General features: G+C 72.0%; 12 protein-coding genes. 6 read left to right on the top strand and 6 right to left on the bottom strand.

Annotation, left to right across the window (positions count from 1 at the left end):
- Window positions 1–66 precede the first annotated feature (66 nt).
- Together O0S08_RS00445 and O0S08_RS00440 are read left to right on the top strand one after the other, a co-directional pair.
- Window positions 67–366 carry a hypothetical protein gene (locus tag O0S08_RS00445; RefSeq protein ID WP_269036936.1) on the top strand — a complete coding sequence of 100 codons (300 nt, stop codon included), beginning with the start codon at window positions 67–69 and terminating at the stop codon, window positions 364–366.
- Between the two features lie 219 nt (window positions 367–585).
- Window positions 586–891, top strand: a complete 306-nt coding sequence (locus O0S08_RS00440) for a hypothetical protein (protein WP_269036935.1) — start codon at window positions 586–588, stop codon at window positions 889–891.
- 90 nt (window positions 892–981) lie between these two features.
- Here O0S08_RS00440 and O0S08_RS00435 read toward each other — a convergent pair whose 3' ends face one another.
- The 3 genes from O0S08_RS00435 to O0S08_RS00425 all read right to left on the bottom strand — a co-directional run bounded on the left by O0S08_RS00435 (window position 982) and on the right by O0S08_RS00425 (window position 5,664).
- Window positions 982–2,373 carry an MBL fold metallo-hydrolase gene (locus tag O0S08_RS00435; protein WP_269036934.1) on the bottom strand — a complete coding sequence of 464 codons (1,392 nt, stop codon included), beginning with the start codon at window positions 2,371–2,373 and terminating at the stop codon, window positions 982–984.
- Window positions 2,374–2,391: 18 nt separating this feature from the next.
- Window positions 2,392–3,351, bottom strand: a complete 960-nt coding sequence (locus O0S08_RS00430; RefSeq protein WP_269036933.1) for an isoprenoid biosynthesis enzyme family protein — start codon at window positions 3,349–3,351, stop codon at window positions 2,392–2,394.
- Between the two features lie 1,209 nt (window positions 3,352–4,560).
- Entirely contained in the window at window positions 4,561–5,664 is a 1,104-nt protein-coding gene (locus O0S08_RS00425; protein WP_269036932.1) for a hypothetical protein, read from the bottom strand.
- A 186-nt stretch (window positions 5,665–5,850) separates the two neighbouring features.
- On the opposite strand from O0S08_RS00425, the gene O0S08_RS00420 reads away from it, so the two are divergent.
- Both O0S08_RS00420 and O0S08_RS00415 read left to right on the top strand, forming a co-directional pair.
- Window positions 5,851–8,928: a serine/threonine-protein kinase gene (locus O0S08_RS00420; protein WP_269036931.1), complete on the top strand. Its 3,078-nt coding sequence runs from the start codon at window positions 5,851–5,853 to the stop codon at window positions 8,926–8,928.
- 24 nt (window positions 8,929–8,952) lie between these two features.
- A complete protein-coding gene (locus O0S08_RS00415) occupies window positions 8,953–10,044 on the top strand; it encodes an aldo/keto reductase (protein WP_269036930.1) in 1,092 nt (363 codons plus the stop codon).
- A gap of 43 nt (window positions 10,045–10,087) precedes the next feature.
- On the opposite strand, the gene O0S08_RS00410 is transcribed toward O0S08_RS00415, so the two are convergent.
- Both O0S08_RS00410 and nudC read right to left on the bottom strand, forming a co-directional pair.
- Entirely contained in the window at window positions 10,088–11,359 is a 1,272-nt protein-coding gene (locus O0S08_RS00410) for a phosphatidylethanolamine N-methyltransferase family domain-containing protein (RefSeq protein ID WP_269036929.1), read from the bottom strand.
- A gap of 426 nt (window positions 11,360–11,785) precedes the next feature.
- A complete protein-coding gene (nudC, locus tag O0S08_RS00405; RefSeq protein WP_269036928.1) occupies window positions 11,786–12,736 on the bottom strand; it encodes an NAD(+) diphosphatase in 951 nt (316 codons plus the stop codon).
- Window positions 12,737–13,123: 387 nt separating this feature from the next.
- Here nudC and O0S08_RS00400 point away from each other — a divergent pair, with 387 nt between their 5' ends.
- On the top strand, window positions 13,124–13,762 hold the full coding sequence (locus tag O0S08_RS00400; protein ID WP_269036927.1) for a glutathione S-transferase family protein: 639 nt from the start codon (window positions 13,124–13,126) through the stop codon (window positions 13,760–13,762).
- A 129-nt stretch (window positions 13,763–13,891) separates the two neighbouring features.
- On the opposite strand, the gene O0S08_RS00395 is transcribed toward O0S08_RS00400, so the two are convergent.
- Complete coding sequence (locus O0S08_RS00395) at window positions 13,892–14,743, bottom strand: MYXO-CTERM sorting domain-containing protein (RefSeq protein WP_269036926.1); 852 nt, start codon at window positions 14,741–14,743, stop codon at window positions 13,892–13,894.
- 817 nt (window positions 14,744–15,560) lie between these two features.
- Between O0S08_RS00395 and O0S08_RS00390 the strand changes: the two genes are divergently transcribed.
- The gene (locus O0S08_RS00390) at window positions 15,561–16,337 is read left to right on the top strand and encodes a hypothetical protein (protein ID WP_269036925.1); all 777 of its coding nucleotides are present in this window, start codon (window positions 15,561–15,563) and stop codon (window positions 16,335–16,337) included.
- Window positions 16,338–16,356 lie beyond the last annotated feature (19 nt).

Raw genomic sequence — 16,356 nt, 5'->3', positions numbered from 1 at the left:
GTTGCGGCGGCGTTCGGGCGCTGGCACGCGGGTTGCTCAAGGACTGGCACGAAAGGAAATCATCGCATGAACACCCGCCAGATCGTCCTCGCCATCGTCGCCGTCGACTTCCTCGCCCTCACCATCTACGTCGTCGAGACCTTCGGCTACGTCGGCATGTTCGCCGACCTGCTGTCGTCGTGGCCGGGCATCCTCACCGCCTTCGACCTGACCATCGCCCTGTTCATGATCATGGGCTGGATGCTGGTCGACGCCCGCAAGCACGGCCTCAAGGTGGTGCCGTACCTGGTCGCCACTCTGGCGTTCGGCTCGCTCGGGCCGCTGGCGTACCTCATCCGCCGCGAGTGGGCGCTCAAGACCGCGTGAGGCGCGAGCGGCCGCGCAGGTCGACGCGGACCTCCGCGGCGGCCTCGCGCGTGGACGCGACAGGGCCGTCCTCCGCCGCGAGCGTCGGCCCGTGACCGCTCGCACCGCGGAGGGTCAGACCCCGCGGGCTCGGTGAATCAGCCGAGCGCCGTCGGCGAGCGAGCGCCTGCCAGGTCGCGGTCGGGTCGACGGCGACCTGCCTTCATGCAGCTTCGACGCATGCTCGCCCGACCCCTCGTCTGTTCGCTCGTCCTCGCCGCGTGGTCATCGGTCGCGGCCGAGCGAGACCTGCCCTGCAACCTGGCAGCCAGCCTCGGCACGGACGCCACCTGCGCCCTCTCGCAGCAGTGCCCCGGCGAGCCCGTCCGGACGATCGCCTGCGAGGACGCCACCTGCACCTGCTGGGCAGGCGACGAGCAAGCCGGCGAGTGCGCCAGCGGGGACGTGTGTCGCCAGCTCGATCCGGTGCAGCAGCTCGAGCAGCTCGCCGGCCCCTGCTGCGGCTTCGAGCTTCACCGCGATTGATGCGATCGGCACCATCGCCGGTTCACGGCTATCCGCGGCGGTCTTTCCCCAAGGACATGTCCCAAAGATCAGCCACGCACCCGTCGAACTTCATCCGAACAGCTCCATCCGCTCGCCGGGGCGCAGCGCGCGGACCGTGGGGGCGTTCGGCGCCCGCGCGGCCGCTTGCCTCACCGCGGCCAGATCGGGGTCGAAGCTCGGGCTGTCGGCGCCGCGCGGGCCGAGGCCGAGGCGGGCCAACCACGGCGCCCCGCCGTTGGCGTAGGGCACCACGGTGCGCGCCTGCCAGGCCTGCGCCGCGGCGAGCAGGTCGTCGGCGTCGGGCGTCAGCTGCTGGCGCGTGCCCCACTGCGCGCGCGGGACCTGCAGCAGGTAGCGCGCCATCGACGTCCCGAGCAGCTCGATCGGGTGCGGGCGCCACGCGCGGTAGCCCCCGAACAGCACGTCGAGCCGGCCGTGCCGCCGCGCGGCCGCGCGGGCCATGGTGATCGTGTCGCCGGCCGCGTCGGCGCCGGCGTCGGCGATGCACGCGACGCGGCGGCCGGCGACCTCGATCAGGTACGTGTTGCCGAGGTTGCGCGCCTCCGGGTGGAGGAACTCGCCGGACGTCGGCTGCTCGCCGAAGAACGGCAGGACGACCACGTGGAACGGCCCGACCTGCACCGCGTCGCGCCAGGACAGCGGGATCACGCGACGGAAGCCGAGCTGGCGCAGGCGCAGCGCCATGTCGACGCTGAGCAGCGACTCGCGCGCGACGGCCGGCACCACGATCGGCGTGTCGGCGCCGAAGCGCAGCAGCGCGTGCAGGTCGAAGTGGGCGGGGTGGCCGTGGGTGACGAGGACGAGGTCGGGCCGCAGCGCCCGGCACGGCAGCGGCCGCGGGGCCTCGCCGGGCAGCGGCGGGGCGGCGAACGGATCGACCACGAGGCGCGCGCCCGCGTGCTGCACTGCCACTGTGGCGTGGCCGACCGCGGTGACGCCGTCGGCCAGCGCGCGCTCGTCAGCTGTCTCTCGGGTCAGGGCGCCGGCGTCGAGCAGCGCGTCCCACAGCCGGGCCCCCAGGCCGCCGAGCGGGCGCGGGCAGCCGCGGTCGAGCGCGGCGACCACGTCGGCCAGTTCGGCGGCCTCGCGGTGGAGCGGCAGCGCCAGCGAGCCCTCGCCCGCGGGTCCCAGCCCGCGCACGACCAGCGCCGCCGGGGTCACGCGCGCCGGGTCGGGGTAGAGGCACTCCTCGCGCAGCACGTCGGGCGCGGCGTACAGCCCGCCGAGCGCCTGGCCGGCGAACATCCGCGGCATGAACTCGGCGCTGCGCTCGACCAGGCGCGCCGGGCCCTCGCGGCGGGCCAGCGCGAGCAGCGGGGCGCACATGCGGGCCACCAGCGCGTCGACCAGGCCGGTCACCCCGCTGCCGTAGCGGGTGCTGTCGGCGTAGCGGACCTGCAGGCCGATCTCGTCGCGCAGGCGCATGTGATACGTGGCCATGAGGACATGCTCCAAAGGTCATGCGGCGCGCGGCCGGCGGTGCAGCTCGGCGGCCACCGCGTCGACGAACTCGGCGTGGAGGTCGAGCCCCGAGCCGGCGGGGAACAGCGCGGCGACCTCGGCGTGGACCGCCCGCCGCGCGGCCTCCATCGCCGCCGCGCTGGCGCGCACCGCCGGGCCGGCCAGCAGCAGCTTGCGGATCGCGTCGAGACTGCCGGGCAGCTCGGCGCGCAGGCGCTGCAGCTCGGCCCGCTCGGCCGCGCTGGCGCGGGCGGCGAAGCAGGCCAGGGGGAAGCTCGGAGCCTCGCGCTCGAGGTCGCGGCTGCGCGGCTCGCCGAACAGATCGCGGAGGTCCTCGGCGATCTGGCGGATCTCCGCCGTCGCCTCGCCGATCCTGCAATACGCCGCGACGCGCTCGGGCTCGCAACCGGCGGCGATCGCCGCCAGCTCGGTCGACAGCGCGAACACCGACGACTTGTCGGCGTTGTGGGCGCGGACGCCGGCCTCGTCGCCGGCGACCGTCCCACCGAGGTCACGGTGCCGGGCCCCCACGGCCCGCAGCGTGTGGCGTCGCAGCGACAGCCGCGCGGCCTCGGCCCTACCGGCCGGGACCGCCGCGGCGAGGGTGTCGACCGCGACCATGGTCAGCGCGAGCGCGGCGTTGTCGGCCACCGGCGCGCGCTCGGGGCCCCACGGAGCCACGAGGTCGGGATCCGAGACGTCGTCGAACAGCCGGAGCGCCAGATGATAAAGGGTGCAGCCGGCCGCGAGGTCGACGTTCGCCTCGCCGCACTCGCACAGCCCGACGAGCAGCGGCAGGGCCGCGAGATCGGCCATCGGGCCGGCCTCGCCGGCCCGCGCCCCGGCGATGAACGCCACGAGCAGCTCGCTCTGGTCCGGGTCGAGCAGCGGGTCCCGGACGACCTCGTCGCACTTGCGGTGCGCGGCGGCGACGGCGATGGCGAGCGTTTCATGCATGGCGAATCTATCCTCGGGGCTAAATTTCAGGTTAGGCCAAACAGGGGCGGATGCAATCGACAAAGCCAGGATCATCGCATCGCGGATAGTTGATAGTGCGATAGTGAGATAGCGGATAGCGTGATCGTGGGACAGCGCGATCCTACGATGTCGGGGACGGCAGGACAGTCGGACGGCCGGATCGCGGGACCGCCGAGGCCGAGCTACGAGATAAGCGCGTGCGAGGCCGGGTTTCGAGCGACCTGGTCCGCGCGAGACACCATGTCACTCGCTCGGCGGCGATACGGCGGTCGTGTCGTGATGATATGTTCGTCCATGGTGTCGACCTCATGTCGGTGAGCGCCGCGCCTCGGCTCATCCGGGCCGCTTCCGTCGCCCCCCGACTCTCGGGTAGTGTCACCGACCGGCGCGACTGATTAACCTTTCGCTGCGAGGTTACGCCGGTGGAACAGCGCGCCGCGGGGGCAATTGACCGTGCGCCGGCGGTCACTGATACGGCCCCGCCGCGGTCGCTGCAAACGGGCGAAACCGCGGCCAGCACGCCGCATCGCGCGCTCTGGCCGCCTGCAGGTTCGAGTGCGAGCGGCTCACCGGCTCGGGCACATGATCGTCCCGTCCCGGTCCGGCTCGATGTTCGTCTGCGAACCGCCGGCGCTCGCGGCCGGGTGCTCCTGCCCATGGTCTCCTCGCTGTCGTGCCGCCGGGCCCCCACTGCACATTGTCCGACATCGCGGCCCCGGCGCGCCCCGGCTGGCCGGCCCGCGACCCTTCACCGCGCATCCGCCACAATGCACATTGTGTCGCCCATCGCAGGTGTTTCACGCGAGCGCCGGACGCGCGGCGAGAAAGCGCAAAAAAGGGCCAGGACGCGGGGGAGGGTGCGTCCTGGCCCGGGGGTGGGGAATGGGATGGGTGCGACCGACTCACCGGCCCGGCGCCCATGGACCGGCGGCGAGGATGTCCTCCTGCACGGGGTGTCTCGCCGGTGGACGCTGCGCCTCGGTCGTCTCCGGGCCGCGTCGTCGTCCCTCGGCGCTCCGGTAGTGTCGCCGCCCCGCCGATCGGTTTAACCGGGTCGATGCATCAATCGACGATGCAGGCGGTGGGACACCGGTAGATACGCGAATCACCGGAGAACCGACGCGACGAGGGCCGCAGACATGTACGCCCGCGGCCCTCGCGGTGCCACGATTCGCGCGCATGGCGATCCTACAGGTCGCCGTGCACCTTGACCCCGAGCACCGCGCCGTAGCTGGTGTAGTCGGCGGTGGTGCAGGGCGGCAGCGTCGACCAGCCGGGCAAGCTCAGCACCGGGTCGATGTAATAGCGGTGGTTGCCGGTGTCCTCCGCGCCGCCGCGGCAACGCGCGCCCTCGGCCCCGTAGCCGGCCTCCAGCACCCACGCGGGCTCGGAGGTCCAGTCGAACAGCCCGCCCAGCGGGTCCTTCAGCGAGATGAACCTGCCGGGTACCGTGCGCGGCCCGCCGTTGAACCAGGCCATCCAGGCCCGCAGCAGCGCGGTGCGCTGGCCTAACTGCAGGCCGCGGTACGCGGTCGGGTCGTAGAACGCGTTGAGCTTGAACTGACCCTTCGCCACCGCGCTGTTGATGCAGCCGTTGATGAAGATGCCGGGCGAGTCCGCGATGGTCGGGCCCACGCTGGGGTTCGCGAACAGCGACACGTTCGGGCTCAGCACCGAGCTGAACTTGTGGGTGTCGTCGAGCGCGCCGTCCTCGTCCTCGTCCGGGCAAATGTGGTAGTAGCCCGGCATCTCCTCGCTCTCCGGATAGAGTTTTGTGTCCTCCGGCTCGATGTCCGTCACGAACTGATAGCGGCAGATCGTCATGCTCGCGTCGTACCGACCCGGCGAGCACCAGGCGCCGGCGATCTTCAGCTCCGCGGCGATCCGCGGCTCGCCGTCGAGCGGCTCGATGACGACGGAGAACGTCGCGCCCTCGACCGCCGCCCCGCCGATCCACCCGCCCGTGGCCAGCTTGAGCTTCAGCTCCCCATCGGCCTCGACGTCGATCCCCATGATCGCCGTCTTCGACCCGAGGTATTCGGCAGTGCCGCCCTCGATGCGCACCTTCGACGTGGTATTGGCCGCCGGCGCAATCAGGGTCTCGGACAGGTTGGAAAGCGAGTGGTCGCCGATCCGCGAGGTATTGGCGAGCCCGCTGCCACAATCCGGAGTGTTGCAGCGCAGCGCGATTACCTCTTCCTCGCCGAAATCGGCGTAAAACTCGTCGTCGCAGCCGACTGCGAAGGAAAGCGTGGAAACAAGGAGAATGAGAATGTTATTCGAAGTACGCATCGTAGTGCCCGAACTACGAAGGGCAGGTGACCGGCCAACGCCGAACAATTTCCTCCGCCTGAATTTTCTCGGGCCGCGCCGATCGGACCGCCATTCGGCGCGTTTTCGCCCATGTGACCGGGAACGTGCGTCAAGTGACCGCAAATCGGCAAAATTGATCTCGAGTTTGGAGACACTATCCGCCGGATGAAGAGCAACGAGTTCACCCCCGGCGGGCCGGAGCGCAGCGTCGAGCGCACGCCCGTGTCGATGCACGGCGACGGTGACACCATGCCGCGGGCGATGGAGTCGCTGAGGCAGGTCGACGACCCGCTCGACAAGCAATTGGTGAAGCGGGCCCTGTTCCCGCGCCGCGCCACGCCGGTGCAGATCGGGCGCTTCCAGGTCCTCGGCCTGATCGGCCGCGGCGGCATGGGCGTGGTCTATGCCGCCTACGACGGCGTCCTCGACCGCAAGGTCGCGGTCAAGGTGCTGCTCGGCGAGGCCGTCCGCGACATGACCACGTCGCGCACCCGCCTGATGCGCGAGGCGCAGGCGATGGCGCGCCTGTCTCACCCCAACATCGTCACCGTCCACGAGGTCGGCCAGGACCACGGCCAGGTGTTCGTGGCGATGGAGTTCGTCCGCGGCGTCACCCTCGACGCGTGGATCGAGCAAGGACGACCGTGGCGCGACGTGGTGGCCACCTTCGTCCGCGCCGGCCGCGGTCTCGAGGCCGCCCACCGCGCGGGCCTCGTCCACCGCGACTTCAAGCCCGCCAACGTGATGGTCGGCGAGGACGGCGGGGTCAAGGTGCTCGACTTCGGCCTCGCGCGTGCGACCGACGACCGCACGCCCGGCGAGCCCGAACTGCCCGGACACATCGCCCCGGCCAGCTCGCACCTGGCCCCGATCACGCGCACCGGCGCGGTCCTCGGCACCCCGGCGTACATGGCCCTGGAGGCCCACCGCGGCGAGTCGTCGACCGCCGCCAGCGATCAGTTCAGCTTCTGCGTCTCGCTGTACCAGGGCCTCTACGGCCGCTCGCCGTTCGACACCACCTCGATGGCGACGCTGCTCGCCGATCTACGGCGCGGGCGAGTCGCACCCCCGCCCGTGGGCACGCCGGTGCCCGCGCGGATCTTCCGCGCCCTCCGCCGCGGCCTGGCGCTCGCGCCCGCCGAGCGCTTCCCGTCGATGACGGAGCTGCTGTCGGCGCTCGAGCGCGACCCGGGCGCGACCTACCGCCGCGCCGCCGCGCTCGTGGTCACCGCGGCCGCCACCGCCTTCGCCGGCTTCCACGCCGCCGGCTCCGGCGAGCCCGCGGTGCAGCTGTGCCCCGACGCCGAGGCCGAGCTCGCGGGCGTGTGGGACGCCGCCCGCGCGGCGAACGTCCGCGACGCGCTCGCCGCCCTGCGCACGCCCGCGGCCGCCGAGGCGATCGCCAACGCGTTGCCGCGGATCGACCGCTACGCCGCGGCGTGGATCGAGATGCGCAACGAGGCCTGCCGCGCGCACACCGAGGCGCGCCAGTCGACGCCGCTGTTCGACCAGCGCACCGCGTGCCTCGACCAGCGACGCGCCAGCCTCGACGCCCTCGCCGCCGCCCTGACGCAGGTCGACGCCGCGAGCCTCGACAGCGTCATCAAGGCGATCTCCGGCCTGCCGCCGCTGTCGCGCTGCGCCGACGCCACGGCGCTGACCGAACAGCTGCCGCCGCCCACGGACTCGCGGCTGCGCCTGCACGTCCAGGCCCACCGCGAGACCCTCGCGCGCGCGCAGGTCCTCGAGGACGCCGGGCAGTACCCGCTCGGCCGGGTCCTCGTCGAAGATGTCCTCGAGGACAGCACGGCCCTCACCCACGAGCCGCTGCGCGCCGAGGCGCTGCTGCGCGCCGGCAGCCTGGCGATGGAGTCCGGCGACCACGCGGCGGCCGAGCGCCACTACGCCGACGCGTTGCTGGCGGCGCTCGGCTGCGGCCACGCGGCCGTGGCCGCGGTCGCCAGCTCGAAGCAGATCTACCTGCGCGCGGTGCCGCTGAACCAATTGCAGCAGGCGCGCGCCGAGGTGCCGCTGGCGACCGCGCTCAACCACCGCGTCGAGCACGACGTCGACCTGTACGCCGAGTTCCTCAACAACCTCGGCGTCGTCCATGCCACCGCCTCCGAGCTGGCGACCGCGCGCAGTCGCTGGGAGGAGGCCGTCGCCCTGCGTGAACGCCACGGCCGCGCCGAGACCCCGCGCGCCCTCGACACCCTGTCCAACCTCGGCTGGCTGGCCCGGGCCGAGCACCGCGACGAGGACATGGCCGCGATCTACCGCCGCCTGCTCGCCGTCTCCGGGCCGCTGCTCGGGCCGCACCACGCCTCCCACATGCGCTACGAGTGGCTGCTCGCCAACAGCCAGTGGCGGCTCGGCCGCCCGCGGCAGGCGCTGGCGCAGCTCGGGCAGATCGTCCAGCGCTTCGATCGCCTGAGCAACAGTTATCTGCGCGGGATGATCCTGCGCGACCTCGGCATGATCGAGATCGACGAGGGCGACCTGGCGGCCGCGCGCGAGCACCTCGAGCAGGCCATGACGGCCGTGCCCGAGGTGTCGGAGGCCCACGACGCGGTGCTCGCCGAGCGCATGCGCCTGTTCGCGGCCGAGGGCGACGGGCCGGCGATGGAGCGCGAGCACCAGCGCGCGATGGCCCGCCTGCCCGCGCAGCCCGACCCGCTCGACCGCCGGCTGCACTTCCTCCGGTTCGCCCACGCCCGCTCGCTGGCCGCGCTCGGGCGCACCGCCGAGGCCCTCGCGCCGCTCGAGCAGATGCTGGCCGCGCTGGCCGGCACCGAGCGGACGATCGACGCCGCCGAGGCCGCGTCGCTGCTCGGCGAGCTGCGGCTCGAGCTGGGGCTCCTCGACGAGGCCGAGGAGGACCTGCGGCGCGCGCTCGCCGAGCTCGAGCGCGCCGCGCTGACGCGCAGCCTCCTGCTCGCCGGCAACCTGACCGCCCTGGCCGAGCTGGCGCTGGCGCGCGGCCGCTTCGAGGAGGCCGCCGGCTTCGCCGCGCAGTCGCTGGCGATCTACGACGCAGTCGCCGAGCCCGACCACTCGCCGGCCGCCCGCGCCCGCTTCGCCCACGCGCGGGCCCTCACCGCCGACGCGGCGGTCGCCCCGGCGGAGGCCCGCGCCCTCGCCGAGGCAGCACTCGAGGCGCTCCGCGTCAAGGCGCGTGCAGCCGACGTCAGGCGCGTCGCCGCCTGGCTCGCGGCACACACGAAATCCGTGTCAGGTCCGTGACCCGCGGCCCTTATCCTCCGCCCCATGTCGATCCCGTCCCTCGCGTCCTACTCCCTCCTCGGCCGCAGCGGCCTCCGCGTCAGCCCGCTGTGCCTCGGCACGATGACCTTCGGCACCGAGTGGGGCTTCGGCTCGCCCCGCGACACAGTGTTCGAGCTGCTCGCCCGCTACCTCGACGCCGGCGGCAACTTCATCGACACCGCCGACGGCTACACCGCCGGCACCAGCGAGAAGCTCATCGGCGAGTACCTCAAGGAGAGCGGCCGCCGCGAGCAGGTCGTGCTCGCCACCAAGTTCTCCTTCAATGTCCAGCCGGGCGACCCCAACGCCGGCGGCAACTCGCGCAAGCACATCCGCCGGGCCCTCGACGCCTCGCTGCGCCGGCTGCAGACCGACTACGTCGACCTCTACTGGCTGCACGCGTGGGACGGCCTCACCCCGGTCGAGGAGGTCATGGCGACGCTCGACGACCTCGTGCGCGTCGGCAAGGTCCGCTACATCGGCCTGTCGGACGTGCCCGCGTGGTACCTCGCCCGCGCCCAGACGATCGCCGAGCTCCGCGGCAGCGAGCGGCTCGCCGGCCTGCAGCTCGAGTACTCGCTGGTCGAACGCAACATCGAGCGCGAGCACATCCCCGCCGCGCTGGCCCTCGGCCTCGGCCTGTGCCCGTGGAGCCCGCTCGGCAGCGGCATGCTGACCGGCAAGTACGGCCGCGCCGGCACGCGCGCCGAGGGCGAGGGCCGCCTGGTGATGATGCAGAGCAGCGGCAACCCGGCCTTCGAGAAGCTGACCTCCGAGCGCAACTGGCAGATCGTCGACGTCCTCGTCGAGGTCGCGCGCGAGCTCGGGCACACGCCGGCGCAGGTCGCCCTCAACTGGGTCACCACCCGCCCCGGCGTGACCTCGACCATCATCGGCGCGACCAAGCCGGCCCAGCTCGACGACAACCTCAAGTCGCTCGACTTCACGATCCCCGCCGCGCTCGCCGAGCGCCTCGAGGCCGCCAGCCGCCCCGAGACCGTCCACCCCTATCACTTCTTCGCGCCCGGCATGCGCGGCATGCTCACCGGCGGCACCACCGTGAACGCCGCGCCCGCCTGGTACTGGCCGCGCTGATCCGCGAGGGCGCGTCGACCTCGAGGTCGACGCGCCCGCGCCCTCAGTACACGAACGGCACGATGCGGTACGGCACCTTCTCGCAGTAGCGGTCCCAGTCGGCGCCGTACTTGCGCTGGCACATCGCGTGGTCGCGGCGCTCGCGGTTGAGCAGCAGCGGCGCGAAGTAGATGAAGTAGAAGTAGGGCACGAGGCTGCCGAAGCCGCACGCGAGGCACCAGGCGAGCGCCATGGTGAGGTCGCCGAGGTAGTTGGCGTGGCGCGCGAGGCCCCACCAGCCCGACAGCAGCAGCTTGGTGCCGCGGGCGGTGTCCATGGCGACGGGCGGCTTCCCCCAGATCGGCAACGAGGGGTCGCGGCGGAATCGCTGCTTCTGCAGGTTCGAGTCGCGGAACACGTAGTAGCCGGCGAAGTTCATGACGATGATCGCGGCCGCCGCGAGCGTCGACAGCTCGGGGCGCGCCGCGAGCACGTACTGCTGCTGCAGCGTGAAGTTGAACGGCATCCACGCGAGGAACGCGAACCACAGCATGAAGCCGAGGTTCTCCTCGATGATGTCGATCGTCGACAGCAGCGCCGACTCGAACACGAAGAACTCGAAGATGTAGAACAGCTGGCACAGGCTGACGACCAGCATCGCCGTCGACAGCTCCCCGTGCGCCTGCAGCTCCGCCGCCGGCAGCAAGATCGCCAGCGCCCCCCACGAGCCCATGCCGATGCGCGACTCGAAGAAGAACTTGAGGTCGTGGCGACCGATCCGCGGGTTCTGGATCGCGCCCATGTAGAAGTCGTAGATCGGGTTGCCGGTGCTGCGCTCGAGGTGGGCGCGTCGCCGGCCGGCGACGTAGGTCAGGGCCGCGGCGCCGCCGGCGAACAGGACCGCGAGCGTGAGCAGCGGCCCGAGCTGCGCCAGCACGTGTGACGGCGACACCACGTCGGCGGCGATCCCCGCGACCAGCAGCCCCGCCGACAGGCCGAACGCGACCAGGCCGTTGAGCCGGTACTCCGCCCGCTCGCCGGCCGCGGTCAGCCGGCCGTGGACCACGCGACCCGGCACCACCACGTAGAGCAGCGCCTGCAGCCCGAGCCACGCGGCGAAGATCGCCGCGGCCTCCCAGGTCGGCGCCGGGATCATCGCCCACAGCTCGGCGGCCGAGCGCGGCAGCCACAGCGAGCCGCCGTGCTGCGCCACCGCCGACCACAGATAGAACGTGACCGTCGGCATGACGATCGTCAGCAGCAGCGCGCCCCAGGGGCCGCCGAATTGATCGGGGCGAGTCTTGTCGTGCGCGGGCTCCGGAGCGGCGGTCGTCATCGGCAGCGACGATAGTGGCGGGCGCCGCGAATCTCCAGGCCGGGCGAGTCGCGGGACACGAGCCCATGCTCGCCCGCACCCGCGACCACGCACCTCCCGCGTGCGACCTCCGTGACGCCTCGGCCCCCACGCGCCTGTCCGACCGCCTCACGGACCATGGTGATCCCGAGCACGACGCCCGCCCCGGGTAGATCTCCCGGACCTGCGCCGCACCTGCCCGCGATTCGCGCGAACCTCCCGCCGTCTCACCCCGACGGCGCCGACAATCACGGCCACGCCGCAGATCCAGCAGGACGACCGCCGACGCTCCACGGCTGTCCTATCGACCAGGTTCCGTCCCCGTCCCTCCGGCGCATGTCTCCAAAACAATGGTGCTTCGACCATGTTCGATTCGACATGTCTTCAAGGACATGCATCTCAAAAAATTCACCCACGGACCAGCGCGGTCAGCTCGAGCCCGGCGGTCTCGCGGAGCCAGTGCTCGATCAGGCGGAACGACACCGACAGCGGCGGCGGGAACATCAGCGAGCCGTCGGCGAGCGAGCGGACGATCTCCTCGGCGGTGAACCACCGGGCCGCCTCGAGCTCGGGGCCGACGTGCAGCTCCGGGCCCTGGGCCTCGGCCGTGAAGCCGAGCATCAGCGACGCCGGGAACGGCCACGGCTGCGACGAGTGGTAGTCGCACTCGGCCACCACCACCCCGCTCTCCTCGAACACCTCGCGGCGGACCGCGTCCTCGAGCGTCTCGCCGGGCTCGACGAAGCCTGCCAGCGTCGACCAGCGGCCGGGCGGCCAGCTGGCCTGGCGGCCGAGCAGGCAGGCGTCGCGCCAGCCGACGATGACGATGATGGCGGGGTCGGTGCGCGGGAAGTGTTCGATGGCGCAGGCCGGGTTGGTGCAGCGGGCGCGGTGGCCGGCCGACACGAAGATCGTCGGCGACCCGCACGCGCCGCAGAAGCGGGCCCGCGTCTGCCAGTGGAGCAGGCCGCGGGCGTACGCGAACAGCCCGGCGTCGAAGGCCGGCAGCGCCAGGCCGGCCGCGCGCAGGTCCATCCATTGCCCCCCGAGCGCGCCCGCCAGCGGCTCGTCGTCGCCGCCCGCGGGGGCGACCGCGAAGTGGGCCACCTCGTCGGCCTCGCCGAGGTAGTACACCGGCTCCGCCGCCAACCACGCCGCGCGCTCCGCCTCCGCGAGCATTCGCAGCCCGCGGCGGGCCGCGTCGACCAGCGCCTTGCCGTCGGGCCGGACCACCGCGAACCGCGTCGACGCGGCCACCCTGCGCGTCTCGATCCACCCCACGTCGTCGCGCCGCTCGCTCGCGCGGTCGAGCGCCAGCGCGGCGAACACGTTGTTGCGGCTGCGGGCGCTGGCCGCCACGGTCAACCTTCCTCCTGCGCGCACGGCCGCGAGCGAGCGCGGCCCGGACCTCGGCATGGACGCGGGTGCATCGGCGGCGGGCAGCATGCCGCGTCCGTCACCGCCGCGCCAGCAGCCCCGGCGACTCGCTCGCCGTCGCCGGGCGCGCCGGCCTCGATCGCCCCGGGCCACCGGGCTCGCGGCGACCCCGCGGGCGCCAATCTCATGACATGTCCCATCGGACATCCACACATTCACGGAAAAACCCCCACGCGAATCTCCGACCTCGCGCACGTCACGCAGGCCCGTATCATCCCTCATCCGCAGAAGTGTCGCCGACAAACCCCTGAACAAAAGACTAGCACCGGCGCGCGTTATCGCGTACAAGGGGCGCGGAGACACCCCACCATGTCGATCACGTTCTACTACAACCCCATGTCCTCGGCCTCTCGCGTCCAGCTCACCCTCGCGGAGCTCGACATCCCCCACGAGAAGGTGTTCGTCGACCTGCAGGCCAAGGATCAGCGCAAGCCGGAGTTCCTCAAGCTCAACCCGAACGGCAAGATCCCGACGATCGTCATCGACGGCCAGCCGATGTTCGAGTCGATCGCCATCCAGATCTACCTGGGCGAGCGCTTCGGCGTCGAGCGCGGCCTGTGGCCGGCTCTGGGCTCGCGCGAGCACATGCAGGCGCTCACCTGGCTGTGCTGGGCGCAGGTCTCGCTGGGCGGCCCGCTGTTCACCTACATGCACAACACCAGCGAGTGGTTCCCCCCCGAGGCGCGCAACGCCAAGCAGGCCGAGACCGCCCTGGCCGAGGTCCAGAATTCTCTGCAGATCCTCGACGCCCGCATCGGCGAGGTCGGCAACATCGTCCACGACAAGTGGACCCTCGTCGACTCCGACGTGTGGAGCGTGCTGGGCTGGGGCCTGCAAATGGCCAAGATCGACACCGCCAAGTACGCCAACCTGAACAACTGGCTGGAGCGCGGCAAGAAGCGCCCCGCCGGCTGCGCGATGATGGAAGCGGAGAAGCCGGCCCACTGAGCCGGCTCCGCGCCGCCCTCCCTCTGCGGCGCGAACGAGCCCGGCGCTCACCGGGCGGTGCCATGATTCCCGCGAGCTCGTGGCCCGCGGTCTCATGATTCGCCCGGAGCACCCTTCGAGGCGGCGCCTTTACGATCGACGCCGCCGCCACGCGAGCAGCCCCAGGCCCATCAGCGCCAGGCCGCCGGCAGGCGAGCCGCCGGCGTCGCACTGGCAGCCGATCTCGCCCTCCGCATGGCAGGTGTTGCCGGAGCACTCGGCGTTGCCCTCCGCGTACACCTCGACCTCGAGCAGGGCCTTCAGGGCGTCGACGCAGGCGTCGAGCTGGCCGCCGACGTCGACGAATTGGCCGTCGCAGAACAGCGCGCCTTCCGGCCGCTGGCAGTGCAGCTTGCAGCCGCCCTCGAGGTCGGCGCGGCAATTGGCGTAGCCGCCGGCCTGGCAATCGACCTGGCAGTCGATGTTGGCCTGCGCGTCGCACGAGCCGGTGCACGCCGCCTGGCACTTGGCCTCGCAGTCGACCTCGGGCGGCGTCACCTTGCACTGCCCGTCGCAATCGCCCGAGCAGGTCGCCTCGCACGAGGCCTTGCACTCGCCCATGTTCGTCGAGGCCGAGCAGTGTCCGTCGCAGTTGGCGCTGCAGTCGGCCTGGCAGGCCAGCTGGCAGTTGAATTCACCCGGGTCGACCTCGCAGTCGGCGCGGCAATCGGCCTCGCAGCCGCCGACGCACTCGACGCTGGCCTCCGCCTTGCACTCCCCCTCGCATTCGGCCCGCAGCTCCGCGGCGCAGGCGGCCGTCAAGCTCACCGGCTTGCACATGCCCTCGCACACGGGGCCGACGTACACCGTGCATTCGGCCCCGCCCTGCACGAAGATCTCGCCGCACGGCGCCAGGCTGGACGCGGCCTGCACCTCGGCGGCCAGCAGCAGCGGGGTCGCGAGGGCCAATGATCGGAGAAGGACGGAGAATGTGCGTCGCATGATGAGACCTCGGGGGGCGCCGATGCAATTGCACGCGATCGGTCTCCGGGCCAGCGCCGACGAGCACGCTGAAAATTCGGCGAGCGAGCCCAGCCGGGACCGCACCGTCGAGGCGGAGGAACACCTGGACGTCCGTCCGATCGGCGCCTCGCGGCCAGCCGTCGCCGATCCACCCGCCGAGCCCGGTCTCGGTCCCCCGCGGACGCGTCCGGCGCAAGTCGCGGCCTCACCGATCTTTGCGTCTGCACCCGCCATCGAGTTCGACCGCGACGATCGACGATCCCCCGCGCGAGCACGCCGGCCCCGGGCGCCGCGCGAGCGCCGGCCGACCGTCGACGCATTGCGATCTCTCGACGAATCACCCCGACACGCCGCGAAGTGGATCGCCGGCGGCCCGCAAGGACGGGTGTGCCGATCTCCGTGACTGGACGTCATGCCCGGTGTCTCCGCGGCTCTGCGATCCCTCGCTCGCACCCTCCCTTCGCTGGCCAGCGGGTAAGGCAACGAAGTCGCGACGGAGAGGGCCGGGCACGGGCGACCTGCGAGTGGTGCGACCGTGGGCCGTACATCCCGAAAGAAGCCGCTCTCTCGCCATTCCGTCGAGTATTCCGGCAAATCACCACACATACACTCGACTCTCATGTACCCACACCGACCGCGAATCGTCGAGCGTCCATGCGTGCCATCAGGCCGCCCGTCCTCCCGGCGAATCGAGCGAGAGCGCGCCTCGCCGCCGGGGCGGCCGTCCGTGGCCGCGATCACGCTCCGCCGAGGCAGGCCGCTCACCTCGGTCGAAGCGATCGATAACATCGGGACAATGGCCTCCCTCCCCCTCCTGACGCTCGCCCTCCTCTGCGCTCCCGCCGAAGCCGCGACCGCTGCCGCCGATCCCTCCATGGCCGCGTGGCAACCAGCCGCCGAGCCGTCCGCGACGCCGCCTGTCGATTCACCTGTCTCTGGGGACAGTTCATCGACCGCCACACCCGAGCCCGCTTCGGTGGCCACTGCCCCGCCCGCCGCCACGCCCTCGCCGCCCGCTCCTGCCGGCGACGGCAAGCTGCCGGACACGCAGCCGGTGGTGCGAGCCGCGCCCGGCAACTGGGGCATGACCTTCATCTTCGGCGGGCTCGGTCCGCTGTCGGTCGCCGGCCTCGGCGATCAGCCGCTGGCCGACGGCATGATGTTCACCGAGATCGGCGTTCGTCGCGTCTTCAAGAAATTCGTCCTGCCGTTCTCGTTCGGCGCCGGCATCACCCACCGCACGCGCGAGGGCACGTCCCGCCCGGAGGTCTCGGCGGGCGTGAGCGGATCGATCGCCGTCCTCAAGGGCTTCCGCGTGTGGCGACGGATCGCCCCGTACACCGGCGCCTTCCTGCACGTGCACTACCTCGACTCGCCCGGCCCCAACAACTGGCTCGTCAACCTCAGCGTCGGACCGATCCTCGGCATCGAGTACTTCCTCGCCGACCGCGTCAGCCTCTACGGCCAGGGGATCATCGGCATCGGCCCCCAGTTCACCCGCCAGTCGGTGCAGTTCGTCGCGCGGGCGATGATGGCCGCAGGCGGCCAGCTCGGCCTCACCTTCTATTTCTAGATCCTCGAAAAGATAACCT

Origin of the sequence: Nannocystis punicea, assembly GCF_026965555.1 — a bacterium.
GTDB lineage: Bacteria > Myxococcota_A > Polyangia > Nannocystales > Nannocystaceae > Nannocystis > Nannocystis punicea.
The sequence above is the reverse complement of the archived record's forward strand: the minus strand, read 5'-3'. Positions and strand labels throughout refer to the sequence as shown.